This is a genomic window from Kocuria sp. CPCC 205235 (genome assembly GCF_040980905.1).
GTDB classification, from domain to species: Bacteria; Actinomycetota; Actinomycetes; order Actinomycetales; family Micrococcaceae; genus Kocuria; species Kocuria carniphila.
Genome location: NZ_JAVKPR010000005.1, coordinates 1 through 16,734 on the forward strand (window position 1 = coordinate 1; position 16,734 = coordinate 16,734).

Below are 16,734 nucleotides of genomic sequence, written 5' to 3' on the forward strand. Positions count from 1 at the left end.
GTGTAGACCCATTGCCGGGAGACGCCGTAGCGGGTGGCGGCCTGGGCCACGGTGAGGTGTTGATCGCGTACGGAGCGGACGATGACCAGATGTCGTGTTGTGCTTCCCATTGACCATCGTCACCGTCTCGAGGGTGTCAATGATGTCCCGACTCACCTGTCATCGATCACAGACTGGTTTGTGTCAACGATGTCCCGGCTCACCTGTCAACGGTCATGGGGTGGCTGTCAACGCCAGGACTGTCAACGATGTCCTGACTCTAGACACCCTAAGCTCCACGTAAAGTTGAACGTTCGAACCTTGCCCCGCGTGATCGCGGGGCAAGGTTCTTTCGTTGTGTGGCCTGGGGATGGCGTCGAGGATCGTCGCGATCGTCTGGGCTGGTTCGAGGGCGGCTTGGTCTTCGTCATCGATGGTGATGCGGTCGAATAGTGCCCGGTTGAGCATCCGTCGTTCGGCGGGTTCGGCCTTCGCGTACACGTCACCGATGTCGGTGAGGAGGCCGAGGATCGCGTCGAGCCCGATCCTCGCGTTGGCGTAGGTCGTCGCGAGGGTGTCGAGCCGATTCGTGATGGCGTGGAGGCTCGCGCGGATGCGGTCCTGTTCGGTTTTGAGGAGGTCGATGGGGATCGCGTCGGCGTAGTGGGCTTGGAGGAGTTTGACCTGTTCGGCTTCGAGCTTGGCCTTCTGCCCGGCAAGCAGAGTCCGTTCGTCGCTGGTCGATTCGGCGAGGGCGTCGAAGACCTGCCCGAGCACGGCCTTGATCTGTTCGGCTTCGTCGTCGGTGACGGAGACGTGCTGGTAGCGGTTCTCGATGCTCTGCTCGACGCGGTGGACGAGGATGGCGGTGCGCTGGCAGTCGTTGCGCTTGAACCGGCGGCCGGTGCAGGTGAAGTAGTCGTAGGCGACGCCCTGATGGTTGCGGGGCCGTTCGAACATGAGCTTCTTTCCACAGCCGCAGTAGATCGAGCCTTTGAGGTAATGGTCGTACTTCTGCGGCTTGTCGCCGGTGACGTGGTTCTGCTGGAGGATCGTCTGCACCTGCTCGAACGTCTCCGGCGTCACCAGTGGTTCGTGGGTGCCGGGGTAGGTGACCTCGCGGAACGTGACGATGCCCTGGTAGTAGGGGTTCGTGACGATCTTGTGCAGCCCCGTGGTCGTGACCGGCTTTGCGGGGAAGGTCGGCGTGGGCCGGGTGGCGAGGCCGCGGGTCTCCAGCTCCCGGGCGAGCTTGGAGAGGGACCAGTAGCCGGTGGCGTAGGCGGTGAACGCGAACCGGATCAGGTCGGCCCGGTCGGGGTCGAGTTGCACGTCGCGCACCTCGTGCCCGTTCGCATCGGTGAGGCGGACGTTGAGGTAGCCGATGGGTGCCTTGTGCGGGGTGCCGCCGATAGAGGCTTTCTGCACGAGACCCTTGGTGACCTCCTGGGCGAGGTTCAGGGAGTAGAACTCCGCGATCGAGGCCATGATGCCGTGCATGAGCATCCCGGAGGGGGTCTCATCGATGTTCTCCATGACAGACACGAGTGTGACCCCGGCTTGGCGGAGCGTGGCGTGGATGATCGCATCATCGAGCCGGTTCCGGGCGATCCGGTCGACTTTGTTGATGATGCAGTACCTGACGGGATGCTCGGCGAGGTAGTCCAGCATCTCCTGGAGGGCTTTGCGGCGGGCGGTCTTGCCGGACTCGCCAGGCTCGATGAATTCCTTGACGATGACCGCACCGAGCTGCTCGGCCTTGCGCTGCGCGGCCTCGCGCTGCGCAGGGATGGATAGGCCTTCTTCGAGGCCGTTACGGGTGGCTTGGTCCTTGGTGGAGACCCGCAGGTAGGAGATCGCCGGCACCTTCCCATCGGGAAGGGTGACATCGAGGGCCTGGGTCGCGGGGCCGGCGAGGGCACGCAGGGCGCTGAGGTCGAGGCCGGCGGGAAGGTCGAGGAGCGTCATGGTCGTGACTGCCTTTCGGGCGCTCACCCAATCCCAGAAGGGATGGGTGCGGGCGCCGTTGGGCTGTCACGACACAGATGGGGAGGCCTGCCGAACCGCGACGGGTTCGGGCAACAAAGGGGTAAGCCGGTAGCGCCCTGATGGACGTACTACGTACCGGGGATTCTACCGCTCGCTGCTCAGCAGCGCCCGGAGTCGGGTGCCGGCCTGCCCGGCCTTCGTGCCGGTGCCGGCTTCTCGCAGGGCGACGCGGATGAGGACTTCGGCGACCTTCTCGACGTCGATCTGCTCGCGCCGGGTGAAGGTGACGCGCAGGTTCCGGTCTGCGGAGGGCCGCTGGGTCTTGCGCTGATAATTCCGCACCACCGCTCGTCACCTACCCATCGTCTGAGCGCGCGGCGTCATCGAGGCGGGCGAAGACGGCGTCTTCGGCGGCCTTGCGGCGGGCGACCTGCGCGATCACGAACTGCACGAAGTCCGCGCGTCGGTCGGTGATCGGGGTGTCCTCGACCGGCGGGGCGGGCGGTTCGCCGGGCCACGCGGTCTGCCGGGAGGGCCGGTCGCGGTCCAGTCGGGTGCCGGAGGCGGCCACCCAGTCGCGGAGGCGCTGGCGGGCCGCGGCGAAGTCGCGGTGCCAACCGATCGCGGCGGACGCGTTCTGCTCCGGGTCGTAGGCGCCCAGCCAGTGCAGGTGCAGAGCGCTGAGCTCCCAGTGCAGCTCGGAATGCCGGTGCCAGTAGGGCGGGATCACCGACGCCGGCAGCGCGTAGGTTCGCCTCAGCCATTCGACCCACCGGTTGAGGGCGAGCCATTCCTGTTCCAGGTCGTGAGAGAGCAGGAGGTTCCAGTTCACCGGCCGCGGCGGCCCCGGAATGTCATCGTCAGGGTCGAGCCGCCCGAAGTCCTCCTCCCACTCCTCAGGCTCGGAGGCCAGGTCGTCGGGTGGGAGCGTGGGGTCGTCGTTCATCAGGCTTCGCCCCTCTCACATGGCCCGTGTGGGCTGCTCGTGCTCGGGCTGGTCCTGCTCGGGCGGCTCGAACGCGACCTGACGCGCCGGTTGCCGCCGGTTCGGGGACTCCATCTGGGAGCGGCGACGCGGAGTGCCGATCTCGATGTTCATCCGGGCGGCGTCGGGTCCGAGCCGGTTCGCGATGAACTCCTTCGTCTCCACCCCGGTGTTGGGGTTCGTGTTCGGTTCGAGGCGGCCGTGCGCGACGAACCAGTCCAGCTTGGACAGCGTCTCGTCACCGCTGACAGCGGCTCCACGGAACGCGACGACATCGTGGAACGTGGTGGGCAGCTTGGTGCGCGACCCGTCGGGTCCGTACTCGTAGCGCTCCTGCCCGGCCTTGAAGTACAGGCGCGGTGTGCCGTCGTGCCAGGTCAGCTGCGGCTCGGAGGCGACGAACCCGTAGAAGGCATCGCCGATCTCGGGATCGGGGTTACGTGGCTGCTCGTTCATCGTGTGCTCCCGTTGCTCTGCTCAGGCGGCCACCTCGTGTAGGAGCCGCTGGGTCAAGCAGGTGCACCCGCCCTCCCCCCTCCCTCGCCGGCTCAGGTCCGGTGGGCGTCGTGGAGGAGGCATTCGACCTCGGCGCGGTCGGCTTTGAGCTGGGCCCCGTCGGGGCGGTTGGGCCAGGCGCGCAGGTCGGTGATGATCGGCGGCGCGGAACGGAGCAGGGTGACGGCGGTGCCGAACGGGAGCGTCCTGATCCGGTCCGGTGGGAGGATCGCGACCCGGCGGACGGAGCGCTGGTTGGAGCGGGAGCCGTAGTCACCGACCGTGGTGGAGTCGGTCAGTTCGTCGCGTTCCCCGATCAACGTGGAGAGGTCTTGCAGGTCGCGGCTGTTGGAGGCTCCGCCGAGGAGGATCTTCACGATCGAGGCGTCCCAGATCGCCCCGGCCTGGTGCTCCGACCACTTGTCCCGTGCCTGCGCGAGCGACTGCAATACCGCGAGCGTCGTGATCCCAGACCCGCCGCCCTCGGCCATCAACGTCGGAAGGGATGGCAGGGGTGCGAGGTTCCCGATCTCGTCCAACGCGAGCAGCATCGGCGGGTCCAGGCGGGCGCCGGCGGAGCGGGCGGCGAGGCGGCGGGCCGTCTCGACCAGATCCTCCACCAGCGCCGCGACCAACGCGGCGCTGTTCCCGGCCCCGGCACCGGTGGCGAGGAGGAACAGGGTGCCGCGCTGTCGGATGAACGCTTCTGGGTCGAACTCCTCGCCCGCTCCCGGGGACACGGCGTCGAGCACCCGAGGGTCCGCGAGGGCGGCGAGCGATAGCGACACGCCTTGCCAGATCGAATCCCTGGTGCGGGGGTCGGCGTCGATCATCGACGCGAGCGAGTCCGCCCACCCGGTCGCCGCATCCGGATGGTTGGTGAGGATCGCGACCGCATCCGCCGCCGACGTGGGATCGAGCGTCCACCGGAACAACTCAGTCGGGGTGCGGCGGTCCAGGGCGGCGGCGTGCAGCAGCGCTTGGAGCGCGGCCCTCGTTTTCCCTTCCCAGAAGTCGCCGCCTTCGACGCCGCCCGCGCTGAGGCCTGTGGCGGAGGCGAGGCCGGCGGCGCGGATCATCGCGGTCTGCGGCGACTCGCAGCCCCGGATCGGCGACCAACGGAGACCGGCGGGGAGGCCGTCGGCGAGGTGCTGCGGATCGAACACCGCCACCGGGCCGATGCGCTTCCTCGCGCGCAGGCAGGCGGTGACGTTATCGGGACGCGTGCTGGTCGTGACCACCGCACCAGGGGCGTCGAGGATCGCCGGGATCACGAGGAACAGGCCCTTGCCGCTCCTGGGTGCGCCGACGAGGAGGATCGAATCCTCCACCGAGGCCCAGACCTCGTGCCGGTGCGCGGTGCCGAGCCGGTAACCGACATCCCGTGGTGCGGGATTCTCCAGCGAGGGACGCAAGGTGCTGGCACGGCGCACCAACGCTTTGGTGGAGGCGGCCTGGGCGATCTCGTGGCGGGTGGCTGTACCCTCCTGCCGGTGCGGGTCCAGCACGGCCTGCCGCATCGTGCGACGAATCAGACTCCACACCCAGAACCCGACAGTGACGAGAGCGCCGAGCATAAGGGTCGCGACGACCCAGTAGACGACCGGGTTCAGGCCGTCGGCGCCGAGCTGCCCGCCAGGATCAGCAGGGTTGAAGAACACCGCAACCCCGCCGGACGCTCCGGCAGTGGGTTGCGGGATGCCGGTGAAGAACGCCGCCACGCTACCGGCGGCGCGAAGCACGAACGCGACCCCGAGGAGGCCGCCGGCGGCGATGAGGATCAGGTTGGTGAGCTCGTCACCCATCTGCCCGCTACCGCCGGGACGGCCCTGCGGCCCGATCACGACAGACTCCGCACGGCGACCGTGCCGGAGACCCGCCCGACCAGCACCACCTCGCCCGCCCGCGCCGCCGCGACGACCGCGGGGTCGAGGAGGGCGCGTGCGCGCCCGTCCGGGCTCGCATCGGTGTGGGCGGTGATGACGGCGACGGCGACGTCCTCCCCGGCGATGAACCCGCCGCCCCCGTCCACAGAGATCGGATCAGCCGCCCGCTGACGCTTCGGCACCCGCCGCGACTCCGCCTTCTCTTCAGCCACAGGTTCCGGGGCGGGGCGTTTCGCGGCGGGGAGAATGTCGGTGAACGTGGTGGCGTCGGATTCGTGCACGGTCACTCTGACAGCGACGGACCGGTCGTTCGTGGCGTGGTCGATGATCTGCGCGAACATGGCCCGCCGCCACGCGCCCACCCCCTCGGGCGGGTCGATGGGGCGGGTGTCGAGGGTAGCGGTGAGGGTGCCGTCGTCGTGCACGTCGAGCACGAGATGCGGCACCGACACCGGAACGGACGACGAGGAGGAATCGGCAACGTTTGGGGCGTGTCTCATACCCGCCAGGTGCACCCACCCGACCCCCGCAACGTGCGTGTCTCTATGGCATTCCTCGGGAAGGCAACCCTGTTGGTAGCGCGCGGAGCGCATGCAGCACGCTGACGAAGGCGACAACTAGTCAGCATCCACTGTATAGTTCAGTGCATGCTGACCATTACTTCACGTCTCGACGTCATGAACCGGCTCGGCCGGGCCATGGCAGACCCGACGCGCTCCCGGATCCTGATGACCCTGCTGGACGGCCCGAGCTACCCGGCGGTGCTCTCACGCGGGCTGGAACTGACCCGCTCGAACGTCTCGAACCATCTGACCTGCTTGCGCGACTGCGGCATCGTGGTCGCCGAGCCCGAGGGCCGGCAGACCCGCTACGAGATCGCGGACCCGCACCTGACCGCGGCGCTGACAGCGCTCATCGACGTGACGCTGGCCGTTGACGAGAGCGCCCCGTGCCTGGACGCGGCCTGCACCGTGCCGGGATGCTGCGGGACGGAGGCGAACACGTGAGCGCCGCATGCGGCTGCGACGAGCCGACCACCACGACCCCGGAAACCGAGGAAGTAGAGCGTCCGTGGTGGCGTGACCGCGGGATCATGGTGCCCGTCTTCTCCGGAATCGCATTCGGCACCGGCCTGATCCTGGAGTGGACCGGGGCGGAAGTCGCGGCCCTGGTGATCTTCTGGGTCGGCCTGCTGCTGGGCGCGTCCACATTCACCCCCGGCGCGATCCGAAAGCTGTTCAAGGGCAAGCTGGGCATCGGGTTGCTGATGACGATCAGCGCCGTTGGTGCGGTGGTCCTCGGTTACGTCGAGGAGGCCGCCGCGCTGGCGTTCCTCTACTCGATCGCCGAGGCGCTGGAGGACAAGGCGATGGACCGCGCCCGCGGCGGGCTGCGGGCGCTACTCAAACTCGTCCCAGAGACCGCAACCGTCCGCCGCGACGGCGCCTCAGTCGAGATCCCGGCGAAAGACCTCACCGTCGGGCAACTCATGCTCGTCCGCCCCGGCGAGCGGATCGCGACCGACGGGATCATCCGGTCGGGGCGCTCCAGCCTGGACACCTCGGCCATCACCGGGGAGTCGATCCCGGTCGACGTCGAGCCCGGAGACGCAGTGTCGGCCGGAGCGATCAACGCCGCCGGAGTCCTGGAGATCGAGACGACCGCGGCAGGCACCGACAACTCCCTCACGACGATCGTCGAGCTCGTCGAGCAGGCGCAGACGGAGAAGGGCGACCGTGCCCGTCTCGCCGACCGGATCGCCCGCCCGCTGGTGCCCGGCGTGCTCGTGCTCGCCGCTCTCGTCGCGCTCATCGGCTCGCTGCTCGGCGATCCGGAACTGTGGATCACCCGCGCCCTCGTCGTGCTCGTCGCCGCCTCACCCTGCGCACTGGCGATCTCCGTGCCGCTCACCGTGGTCGCCGCGATCGGCTCGGCCAGCCGGTTCGGCGTGATCATCAAATCCGGCGCAGTCTTCGAGCGCTTCGGCACCATCCGTCATATCGCCGTGGACAAGACCGGCACACTCACACGCAACGAACCCGCGGTCACGACCGTGCTCACGACCGATGGCGTGACCGAGACGCAGGCACTCCACTGGGCGGCGGCCCTGGAACAGCACAGCACCCACCCGCTGGCCGCAGCGATCACCGCCGCAGCCCCGGGCGCCCCTGCCGCCGAAGACGTGACCGAGCAGGCAGGGCACGGCATCGAAGGCCACCTCAACGGCACGAAGATCACCGTCGGCAGCCCCCGCTGGCTCGACGCCGGGACACTCGGCGACCAGGTCTCGGACCTGGAAGAGCAAGGCATGACGGTCGTCATCGTGCACCGCGACGGTGTGCCGGTCGCTGCGATCGGGGTTCGCGACGAGCTGCGCCCCGAGGTCCCCGAGGTCGTGCGCACCCTCACCGCGCAGGGCGTCGGGGTGACCATGCTCACCGGCGACAATGTCCGCACCGCCCGCGCGCTGGCCGCGCAGGCCGGGATCGAGGACGTGCGCGCCGAGCTGCGCCCCGAGGACAAGTCCGCCGCGATCACCGAACTCGGCACGAACGGTGCGGTCGCCATGATCGGCGACGGCATCAACGACGCCCCGGCACTGGCCGCCGCGGACATCGGGATCGCCATGGGGACGACCGGCTCCGACGCCGCGATCGAGTCCGCGGACGTCGCCTTCACCGGCCACGACCTACGGCTGCTCCCACGCGCGTTCGACCACGCCCGCCGCGGCAGGCGCATCATCAACCAGAACATCATCCTCTCGCTGCTGATCATCACCGCGCTGCTCCCGCTCGCACTGTTCGGCATCCTCGGACTCGCCGCCGTGGTCCTCGTGCACGAGATCGCCGAGGTCCTGGTGATTCTCAACGGGCTGCGCGCCGCACGCGGGAAACGCTAGGCACGAAGCCAGGCACCACGCGCCAGCACCACACCGCACACAACTCCATGAAGTGGAACACCAGGCCGGCCTGCGCGATCACCGGCAGAATAGGGTGAGGTCGCATCTTTCGTGAAGATGCAACCTCACCACCCCGCACAGAGCCCCTCGATCCGCATCTTCCGGCGAATCAGGCTTCAGGATTCTTGAACTTGCGGGGAATGGCCGCTGCGCGTGAGCTGGTGTCGAAGAGGCGATGTTCGGCGGGATGGAGCTGGTGCTGGACCACGCAGGAGGAGCCCTTGATCTTCCACAGCCCCTGCCCGACCCCGAGCGTCGGCAGCAGGCCCTGCTCGGTGCCCGTCAGTCCGAGGGCTGCGGAGGTGGGGCCGAGCTGATCGGATTCCTGCCGGTAGATCACCCGCGTCTCCGCATTCGCGAGGAGCGAGTTGGCGAGGCCGCGCATGGCCGATCCCTGATCGCCCACATTGTCGAGGTCGCTGATCTTGTGGAAGATCATCATGTTCGCGATGCCGTATGCCCGCGCGAGGCGCCAGTGCGCGTCCATCCGTTTCAGCAGCGCGGGCTGGGACATGACCCTCCACGCTTCGTCATACACGCACCATCGCTGCCCGCCCGCCGGGTCGAGCAGCGCCGCTTCCATCCACGCCGACGAGCACGTCATCAGGGCGGAGATCAGGGTGGAGTTCTCGGTGACCTGGGGCAGGTCGAGGGAGATCATCGGCAGCGACGGATCGAACACCTCCGTCGAGGGGCCGTCGAAGAGGCCGGCGAGATCGCCGTGCACGAGACGGCGCAGCGCGTGCCCGACCATGCGCCCGTCTTCCCGGAGGCGGCCGTCGGGGTCGTCGGCGGGGTCGAGGAGGTGGTCGACGACCATCGGCAGGATCGGCACGTCGTTCTCCCGCATCGTCACCGCCAGCGCCGTATCGATCGCGGTGTGCTCCAACGGCGACATCGGCCGCGCCAGCACCGTCTCCGTCAGAGCGCCGATGAGGTCTCGGCGGCGGGACGTGACCGTCGCGGTCCACTGCTGGTCACTCATCCCGGCCGGCCGATACCCCTCATCAAGCGGATTCAACCGGGTTGCGAGGCCGTGGCCGAGCTTGATCGCCCGCCCCCCGACCGCCCCCGCCACGGCCGTGTGTTCCCCTTTCGGGTCGCCGGGGATGTAGACGCGTCGCCCGAACCCCAACGAGCGGGTGTATAGCGATTTCGCGAGCGACGACTTCCCGCTGCCAACGATCCCAGCCACCACCACATTCGGTGCCGTGATGATCCCGTTCGCGTACAGCACCCACGGGTCGTACACGAAGGAGCCGCCCGAGTAGAGATCCTGGCCGACGAACACGCCCTGGGAGCCGAGGCCGCCTTCAGCGAGGAACGGATACGCACCAGCCAACATGGCGGAGGTGTCCTGATGCCGCGGCAGCCGGAACCCGCCCGGCGACCGGAGCGCGACGGGCCCGGGTTCGCCGGCGGCGGGCAGATACCGGGTCGCCTTCCGCTCCGCCCGCTCCGCCGCTTTCTTCGCCTTCGCCTCGGCCTGCTCGCGGTGGCGCTGTTCGGCGAGGAGCCGGGCGGCAGCTTTGCGGCGTTGCGTGCGCAGGCGCCGGCGTTCTTTCGACGGGGCGACGAGGACGGCGGTGTGCAGGCGCTCGGCCTCCGGCTGCCGGGTCACAGCGACAGTCCCCGCGACTCGGCGACCTCAGCGATCGCATCCGGCAGGAACCACGATGACCCATCCGCACGCTCCGCCCCGCGATGCCGCCCCACACCCCGGCTGGCAGGAGCTGCTTCGGCGGTCGGCGTCTCGCGCTCGGGTTCGGGGGCGTCGATGCGGCGGGACAGGCCGACATAGTTCAGGTCGGGGCTGTAGGTGAGGGCGTAATCGCCGTCCTTGACGAGTCGGTCCGCCGGGGTCTGCGGGGCGGTCTCGTAGACGTACCCGTTCTCCATCGCAGCGCTCACGGTCTCCTCGCCGTAATCGAAGGCGGCGAGGTATGCGATCGCGGCATCCGGACCCTGCCGGTCGATAATCTCCATCACCGGCTGCGCCTCGCTCCCTTGCAGGAACACGACACTGACCCACCGGTACCGCGGGTCCTCAGGGCGCCAGGCGATCTGCCCGGCCCGGCTCGACGCCCGGTCGAGCACCGTGTCGGCCTGCCCGATGTGCGCCGCGGCTTCGTGGAGTGCGGCGGCGGCCTCGAACGTGAGGTGGCTGCTTGCCTCCCGGTCGCCGGAATCGGTCATCGCTCGTCCGGTGTGCTGCTGGTGGGCGCGGGCGAGCTGGTCTAGCACCTGCGACAGGTTCCTGGTGGTCGCCATGAGCTCGCCGATCACCGGATACAGCACCTCAGGGTTCTCGATGCGCTGGGTGGCGTGGGCGAGCCCGCGGACCGCCTCAGAGGCTTCGCGGGCATCGGCGGCAGGGTCGTTGAACGTAGGCATGAGCGGGCCTCTTTCGATACGTGGGAACGGATGCGGCAGCGCCCCGACCCGCGGAGGTGAATGGAGGGTCGGGGCGCCGTGCTCCCAGGTGCACCCGGCCACGCACCGGGCTCAACTGCGGGTCAGATGCGGCGAGCCAGCGGTAGTGCGGCGGCGGTGAACGCGGCGGCCTGCTGACCGACCAGCAGCCGGGTTTCGCAGGAGGCCTGGATCGCGGCCTGCTCGATCGCGGCGACCGCCGTATCCAGCTCCTCCGCCGTCGGTGCGGTGACTGCGATCAGGCCGGTGTAGCGGAGCACCCCGTGTCCGGCGGTGAGGTCGGCTTCCTGGCGGAGCACGTCCTCGTACTCGGCGGTCTGGGAGGCGTCCTGGATCTGCCCGATCCGCCGTCGCTGCGCCTGGTCGGAGATGTGCTCGACCTTCTTCTTGCGGATGTCGCGCACCGCCTGGTCGGTGCGCAGCGGGGTGCAGATCAGCGAGATCGACCGCTGAATCCCCGTCGACAGCGCGACCGGGGCGAGGAACCCCGGATACACCATCGATCTCGGCCACTCGCTGATCCAGAGGACGGCGTGGTGGCCGGAGTCGGTGCGCAGCCGATCCCACGTCTCGGTCACCGCGACCGGGCCGGCGGTTGCGAGGTCCTGCCCGAGCTGGCCGTGGCGTTCCAGGGTGGGGCCGATCGCGGGGTCGTAGGCCGTGCGCAGCATCACCGCGATCTCACCCGTGGACAGCCATCCCGAGGGGGTGAGGTCCGCGGCCCGGAGCGCCGCGACGAGGGTTGCCATCTCCTGCCGGAGCACGTTTGCTGCGCCTTTGATGCCGCCGCCGGCGGTGCGGATCTGCCGGGCCGCCGCCCGCATATCCAGCGAGAGCGACAGCGTGGTGGCGTGGCGTTCCCCGGCGGGGCCGGCCCGGTCGATGAGCTCGGCGTAGGTGGTCGAGGCCCAGGAGCCGTCGTGGGTGCCGTGCTCGGCCCACCATTCCGCCAGCCCCTGCCCGGAGTCCGGCAGGGTGCGCTCCAGCACCTGGAGCGCGCTGATCCGTCCGGAGCGGCAGATCGTGGCGAGCACCCGGCCCCAGGCTGTGACGCGGCGGTTCTGTTCGGACGGGTCCAGGAGCACGAACGCCGGATGCGTCACCCGAACTGCGACGGTGAGCGTGTTTCCGGTCGGGTCGTGGATCATGCCTGCCCCGGTCTCCGGGTCGGCGTACTCGCGGAGCCGGGCCATGTCGCCGGGCAGGGCGAGGGTGCCCGCCGGCCTAGGTGTGACGATTCGTCGCCGGTACAGGAGTTGCCCACCGGTGGTGCGCCACAGCCACCACGTGCAGATTGGGAGCCATTCGACCAGTGCCCGCCCGCCGATCCTCACCCAGACGAGGGCGATGGCAAGCAGCCAAATGGGTGCGGAGTAGAGGACGAGGATGCCGCCGCCGGCGTAGAGCGCGCCGACCAGGGAGACGCCGCCGATGCCGAGGGCGATCACCTGCGACAGGGACAGGCCCAGGATGAGGCCGCGGCGGGTGAGCCGGGAGAACTTCACCGGGACCAGCTCGCCCCCGGTCGTCGTCGTGTCGGTGCGAGACATGAGCTACTCCTTCCCACTCAGCGGTGCCGGGTTCGGGTCGGGCGGGGTGTTCGGCACCGGCGGCGACGGCGGAGGCAGCGTCCCACCCGAACCCCCATCACCGGGACGATTGCCGCCGCTGCTTTCGCCGGGAGTGCTGTTGCCGGTGTTCTGTGCGCCGCTGGCGGCCGCATCGGCCTGCTGCCCGACCTCGTTCCCCGCTTCCGGGCCGGCTTCGGCGGCCTCTTTGACGACGACCGCGCCGGCAACGACCGGGGCCGCGGGGCCCGAACTGGCCGCGGCCTCCGTGCCCGCTTCGGCACCGGCAGTCTCGGTTCCCGCGGGCGGCGTGGTGCTCGGGGGCGTCCCACCGCCGCTTCCTCCACCGCCGTTGGAGTCGCTGTCTCCGCCGGAGCCGTCGAGGATCTTCTGGGTGCCGTCGGTGTTCGGCTTGGACGGGATCGGGAGGGGCCGGTTCATCGCGCTCTTCGCGTCCTGCTCGGCACCCATGCTGTTGTAGAGGTCGAAGCCGATGAAGTTGATCAGCCGGTAGACCATGTACGGCGCGAACGCCGCGATGCCGAGCAGCACGATGCCGGCGATGGGTTCGGTCACGGCGGTCAGGCCCGAGTCGATCGGTGTCGCGACCTGCGTGATCGCCACCAGAAACACCACGACCAGGACGAGCTTGGAGACGATCAGCGCGACCAGGAACGTCGCCCACTTCCCGATCCACCCCTTCGTGACATCCCAAGAGGCACCGGAGAGCGCGAGCGGGGCGAGAACGACGGTGACGAGGATCAAGGCCTTCCGGATCAGCAGGCTGAACCAGACGATCCCGATCGCGGCGATCATGAGTCCGGCGAGGAAGATCGACACGATCGCCCCCACGCCTGGGGCTGCGATGTTCAGGCCCGCGAGAGCGTTCGCGAGGAGCAGGAGTTGGTTGCCCATCGACTCGGTGGTCTCACCGGCGGCCTGGATGAGGCCGATGCAGAGCTGGTCGACGATCTCCAGTAGCACCGTGGTCAGCGTGATGACCACGAACGATCCGAGGATCGATTTCCCTGCTCCGAGGGCGGCGCGGGACAAGGCGGTGGGGTCGCGGTGGATCATCCCGGTGATGAGCTGGAGGAAGAAGAAGATCGCGACGATGAACAGGGCGATCCCGAACAGCAGGTTGTAGACGGACACGAACCCGTCCTGGGTGAGATCGACCAGGGTGGTGGTGTCGAAGACGGTCCACATGGTCTCCATCAGCCAGGCCGCCGCCCCGGCCATCGAGGAGGCGAGCCAGTCGAACGGGGCGGCGATCAGGGATGCGGTGCCCTCGCCGACCGCATCGCACACGTTGGAGATGACGGGGATGTCGCACACGCTCACGGCAGACCCCTCCTTTCACACGCAGAAGAGATCAGACCTGCTGGCCGACGCCCCAGAAGAAGTTGATGAGCGCGACAGCGCCGCCGCAGATGATCGCCGCACCGCAGGAGATCAGCAGGCCGGTCTTTCCCTTCCCCGCGAGGTGCGGGTTGCTGCTGTTGGAGCCGTAGGCCCAGACGATCGCGGAGATGATCAGGGCGAGGACGGACAGGATGAGGCCGACGGTCATCACGGCGCCGACGATCGTGCGCAGCTGCTCGATGCCCGGAAGCCCGGAGGAGTTGGGGTCGATGTCAATCACGATGAGTGCCCTTTCAGAAGACGGAAGACAGTTCCGACCGCCAGGTGCACCCCGCCCCACCGGGCACAAAAAGAAGGCCCGCCCCGGGGTGCCGAAGCACCCGGAGACGGGCCCAGAGAACGAAGCGGAGCGGGTCGTCAGAGTTGTCCGCCGATGGTGATGAGCCAGTTCATCCAGGCGACGCCGGCGCCGGCGAGGATCGCGCCGCCGAGGGCGACGAACACGCCGATGCGGCCTTTCGCCGCGACCTGGTAGTTGCCGTTCGCAGCGCCGATCGCCCAGCAGATCGCGGACACGATCAGCATCAGCACCGCCACCACGAGCACGAACATGAGCAGCGCGCCGGCGACCTCGCGCAGCTCGCTGATGCCGGAGAGACCGTCGAAGTCCGGGAACACGTTCATCACGCCGCACCCGCTTTCACGGTGATGTGGAGGTGGTCGTAGTGGCCGCCGGTGATATCGGCGGGGTCGTGCATCCCGCCGCCGGTGTAGTCGCGCCAGCCTTCGTCGGCGCGGGAGGCCGACCAGATCTTGCCCTGCCAGATCAGGTATTCGACGCCGAGGGTGTCGGCGTGTTCTTGGAGCCAGTTCGTGACCTGCCACCCGTACTCGAGCTGTGCCGGGGTCGGGTGCTGGCCGATCGCGTTCCCGAACGCCACATCGCAGGCCCGTCCGAGCGGGTGCTCGGATTTCTGACCGGGGCGGGGCGAGTAGCACGCCCACGTCGACTCCGGGAACGCCGCGAGGGTCTGTTCGTAGACGCTGAGCATCCGCACCGTGATCTGCCCGTCGCTAGTCGGGTCGTCCACCAGCTCATCCGGGTTGCCCTCGACCGGCGACGGATCACCCGGTGCCTCCGCTCCGGTGTCACAGTCTTCGGACCCGGCCGGTGGCACGTCGGCTTCGGGGAGGTCGGCGGCGTCGTGGTCGTTGAGCCACTTCGCGGGGTCGATGTACTCGCCGTCGGTGCCGCCCTGGCGGACCTCGAAATGCAAATGCGGCCCCGTCGACATGCCGCTGGAGCCGACGTCGGCGATGTGCTGCCCGGCACGCACCTGGTCGCCGGCTCGGACGTGGATGCCGTTCTCCCACGAGTGCGCATACGCGGTCGCGACGGTCTGCCCGTCGATGTGGTGTTCGATGACGACGAGGCCGCCGTACCCGCCGGAGAACTCAGAAACGGTCACTGTGCCGTCGGCGGCGGCGAGGATCGGCGTGCCGTCCGGGGCGGAGAAATCTGCGCCGGTGTGGAAGGACTCTTCCTCGCCGGTGATCGGGTGTGTGCGCGGTCCGAACGGCGAGGTGGCAACCCAGGTGCCCTCAGGCAGTGGGAACACCACCCGCGACGACTCCATCACCGGTCCCGCGGCGAGCACGAGAGCCGGGGCGACGGGGGCGGGAGCACCAACGCCGGTGCTGGTGAGGGTGGTGAGGATCTGTTCGGCGACGGGTTCGTAGTTGTCGTACCGGTCCGGATACGCGCTCACTTCCACGGCCTGGGCGGCTTCGCCCTTGCCCATCTGCTCCCACCCCGGGATATCCAGCAGCCCGCGCGGCGAGCCCTGGTTCGGCCCGCCGGGACCGCCGTAGAACGCGGCGGCTTGGTAGTCGGAGTCCATGAGCTCGGCGACCGTGCCCCACCCCTCCTGCGGGCGCATCTGGAACAAGCCCAGTGAATCGTTGTCTGACCCGTTGCCGTCGTTGGGATAGTCGCCGCTCTCGGGGTAGACGCTCGTGTTGGCGAGCATCCGCATGCGCGACTCGGTGAGCGCGGCCATCAGCGCGATCAGAATGCCGTCGCGCCCCACCCCCTCGATGCCCGATCCGGTCCCGATGATCGTGACGGCATGGGTGAGCTCGGCGCGGCCGAGCGTGATCGTCTCCCCGTTCCGCGTCGTCGCCGTCAGCTCCCCAGGGATCTCACCGACCTGGAACCCGCCGTCGGGGGCGGCGCAGGAGACGGTGGCCGGGTTCATGAGCAACCCGACCGAGACGAGCCCGAGCAACGGGCCCAGTAGGACGAGGGCGGCGAGTGCCGCGATCACCTTCCGCATCGCTGCCTCCCTTTCAGTGCAGGGGCTGGTCGAGGATCGACAGCCGCAGCAGGTGGCAGGGGTCGCCGTTGGGCGGGCAGGTCAGGAAGATCGTGAACGCCACCTCATGCGCGCTGGTCGTGGGTTCGTCGTTCCAGACGCCGGCGCGGTGGCGGATGCCCTCGATCGTGTACGCGGTGGTGCCCGGCTGCAGCTGCCCCGGCTGCGCCTGCCCCACGGCGTCCGCCCACGCCTCCGGTACGAACACGTTCGTGATCTCCAGATGCTGGGTGGTGCTGTATTTGCGGAGTTCGGTCCAGGATTCGCGGGTTGGGAGGTAGCCGGCGATATCGGAGGCGAGGCCGGCCTGTTCGACACCGGTGGGGTCGGCGACCTCCAGCAGCACGCTCGTGTAGTCCAACGGCATCAGGCCAGACGCGGTATCCCACGCGAACAAGGCTTCGGCGACGGAGCGGGCGAACTCCTCCGGATCATCCGTCTCCGGAATCGGGGCCAGCTCGCGCGGATCGCCGCCGGGAGTGACCGGTCCGGACGGTGCGGACGAGGTCGCGGGCGGCGGGTCGGGAGTGCGGGGGCCGGTGACCAGGCCGTAGACGCCGACGCCGACAAGGATTAGCACCAGGGTGGCGGCCGTGACGATCACGACGAGGCGGCGGCGGGAACGAGAAGCATCAGTCGGGTTCATGGCCACCAGGTGCACCAGACGCACATCCGCCCCGACACCCACGACGGGTTCGGG

The 16,734-nt window shown here is 69.0% G+C and carries 16 protein-coding genes; 2 read left to right on the forward strand and 14 right to left on the reverse strand.

The window, feature by feature from the left end; all coding sequences use genetic code 11:
• Positions 1–213: 213 nt before the first annotated feature.
• From RF638_RS05080 to RF638_RS05105, 6 genes are all read right to left on the reverse strand, one after another.
• Complete coding sequence (locus tag RF638_RS05080; RefSeq protein ID WP_368841548.1) at positions 214–1,947, reverse strand: recombinase family protein; 1,734 nt, start codon at positions 1,945–1,947, stop codon at positions 214–216.
• Between the two features lie 165 nt (positions 1,948–2,112).
• A complete protein-coding gene (locus RF638_RS05085) occupies positions 2,113–2,313 on the reverse strand; it encodes a hypothetical protein (RefSeq protein ID WP_141268390.1) in 201 nt (66 codons plus the stop codon).
• A gap of 10 nt (positions 2,314–2,323) precedes the next feature.
• Positions 2,324–2,914: a hypothetical protein gene (locus RF638_RS05090; protein ID WP_259915587.1), complete on the reverse strand. Its 591-nt coding sequence runs from the start codon at positions 2,912–2,914 to the stop codon at positions 2,324–2,326.
• Between the two features lie 15 nt (positions 2,915–2,929).
• Positions 2,930–3,409, reverse strand: a complete 480-nt coding sequence (locus RF638_RS05095; protein ID WP_259915585.1) for a hypothetical protein — start codon at positions 3,407–3,409, stop codon at positions 2,930–2,932.
• Positions 3,410–3,501: 92 nt separating this feature from the next.
• Positions 3,502–5,253: a type IV secretory system conjugative DNA transfer family protein gene (locus RF638_RS05100; RefSeq protein WP_368841583.1), complete on the reverse strand. Its 1,752-nt coding sequence runs from the start codon at positions 5,251–5,253 to the stop codon at positions 3,502–3,504.
• A 35-nt stretch (positions 5,254–5,288) separates the two neighbouring features.
• On the reverse strand, positions 5,289–5,768 hold the full coding sequence (locus RF638_RS05105) for a hypothetical protein (protein WP_259915582.1): 480 nt from the start codon (positions 5,766–5,768) through the stop codon (positions 5,289–5,291).
• Positions 5,769–5,981: 213 nt separating this feature from the next.
• Here RF638_RS05105 and RF638_RS05110 point away from each other — a divergent pair, with 213 nt between their 5' ends.
• Positions 5,982–6,341, forward strand: coding sequence for a helix-turn-helix transcriptional regulator (locus tag RF638_RS05110; RefSeq protein WP_259915580.1), 360 nt, complete (start codon positions 5,982–5,984; stop codon positions 6,339–6,341).
• Positions 6,338–8,233, forward strand: a complete 1,896-nt coding sequence (locus RF638_RS05115) for a cation-translocating P-type ATPase (protein ID WP_259915578.1) — start codon at positions 6,338–6,340, stop codon at positions 8,231–8,233. The genes RF638_RS05110 and RF638_RS05115 overlap by 4 nt, the downstream gene beginning before the upstream one ends.
• A 169-nt stretch (positions 8,234–8,402) precedes the next feature.
• On the opposite strand, the gene RF638_RS05120 is transcribed toward RF638_RS05115, so the two are convergent.
• From RF638_RS05120 to RF638_RS05155, 8 genes are all read right to left on the reverse strand, one after another.
• Positions 8,403–9,914: an ATP-binding protein gene (locus RF638_RS05120; protein WP_259915576.1), complete on the reverse strand. Its 1,512-nt coding sequence runs from the start codon at positions 9,912–9,914 to the stop codon at positions 8,403–8,405.
• Positions 9,911–10,687: a hypothetical protein gene (locus RF638_RS05125; RefSeq protein WP_368841549.1), complete on the reverse strand. Its 777-nt coding sequence runs from the start codon at positions 10,685–10,687 to the stop codon at positions 9,911–9,913. The genes RF638_RS05120 and RF638_RS05125 overlap by 4 nt, the downstream gene beginning before the upstream one ends.
• A 122-nt stretch (positions 10,688–10,809) precedes the next feature.
• Positions 10,810–12,276 (reverse strand): SCO6880 family protein, encoded by a 1,467-nt coding sequence (locus RF638_RS05130; protein ID WP_259915571.1) that lies wholly within the window; start codon positions 12,274–12,276, stop codon positions 10,810–10,812.
• Between the two features lie 3 nt (positions 12,277–12,279).
• Positions 12,280–13,638: a conjugal transfer protein TrbL gene (locus tag RF638_RS05135; RefSeq protein WP_368841550.1), complete on the reverse strand. Its 1,359-nt coding sequence runs from the start codon at positions 13,636–13,638 to the stop codon at positions 12,280–12,282.
• Between the two features lie 31 nt (positions 13,639–13,669).
• Positions 13,670–13,939, reverse strand: a complete 270-nt coding sequence (locus RF638_RS05140) for a DUF6112 family protein (protein ID WP_259915567.1) — start codon at positions 13,937–13,939, stop codon at positions 13,670–13,672.
• A 137-nt stretch (positions 13,940–14,076) separates the two neighbouring features.
• On the reverse strand, positions 14,077–14,343 hold the full coding sequence (locus tag RF638_RS05145) for a DUF6112 family protein (protein ID WP_259915594.1): 267 nt from the start codon (positions 14,341–14,343) through the stop codon (positions 14,077–14,079).
• Positions 14,343–15,995 carry a M23 family metallopeptidase gene (locus RF638_RS05150; RefSeq protein WP_259915565.1) on the reverse strand — a complete coding sequence of 551 codons (1,653 nt, stop codon included), beginning with the start codon at positions 15,993–15,995 and terminating at the stop codon, positions 14,343–14,345. Before RF638_RS05150 ends, RF638_RS05145 begins: the two co-directional genes overlap by 1 nt.
• Positions 15,996–16,008: 13 nt before the next feature.
• Positions 16,009–16,680: a hypothetical protein gene (locus RF638_RS05155; RefSeq protein ID WP_368841584.1), complete on the reverse strand. Its 672-nt coding sequence runs from the start codon at positions 16,678–16,680 to the stop codon at positions 16,009–16,011.
• Positions 16,681–16,734 lie beyond the last annotated feature (54 nt).

Coding starts and splice junctions, on each gene's coding strand:
- RF638_RS05080 (WP_368841548.1), bottom strand. CDS start 1,947: ATGACGCTCCTCGACCTTCCCGCCGGCCTCGACCTCAGCGCCCTGCGT.
- RF638_RS05090 (WP_259915587.1), bottom strand. CDS start 2,914: ATGAACGACGACCCCACGCTCCCACCCGACGACCTGGCCTCCGAGCCT.
- RF638_RS05095 (WP_259915585.1), bottom strand. CDS start 3,409: ATGAACGAGCAGCCACGTAACCCCGATCCCGAGATCGGCGATGCCTTC.
- RF638_RS05100 (WP_368841583.1), bottom strand. CDS start 5,253: ATGGGTGACGAGCTCACCAACCTGATCCTCATCGCCGCCGGCGGCCTC.
- RF638_RS05110 (WP_259915580.1), top strand. CDS start 5,982: ATGCTGACCATTACTTCACGTCTCGACGTCATGAACCGGCTCGGCCGG.
- RF638_RS05125 (WP_368841549.1), bottom strand. CDS start 10,687: ATGCCTACGTTCAACGACCCTGCCGCCGATGCCCGCGAAGCCTCTGAG.
- RF638_RS05130 (WP_259915571.1), bottom strand. CDS start 12,276: ATGTCTCGCACCGACACGACGACGACCGGGGGCGAGCTGGTCCCGGTG.
- RF638_RS05145 (WP_259915594.1), bottom strand. CDS start 14,343: ATGAACGTGTTCCCGGACTTCGACGGTCTCTCCGGCATCAGCGAGCTG.
- RF638_RS05150 (WP_259915565.1), bottom strand. CDS start 15,995: ATGCGGAAGGTGATCGCGGCACTCGCCGCCCTCGTCCTACTGGGCCCG.
- RF638_RS05155 (WP_368841584.1), bottom strand. CDS start 16,680: ATGAACCCGACTGATGCTTCTCGTTCCCGCCGCCGCCTCGTCGTGATC.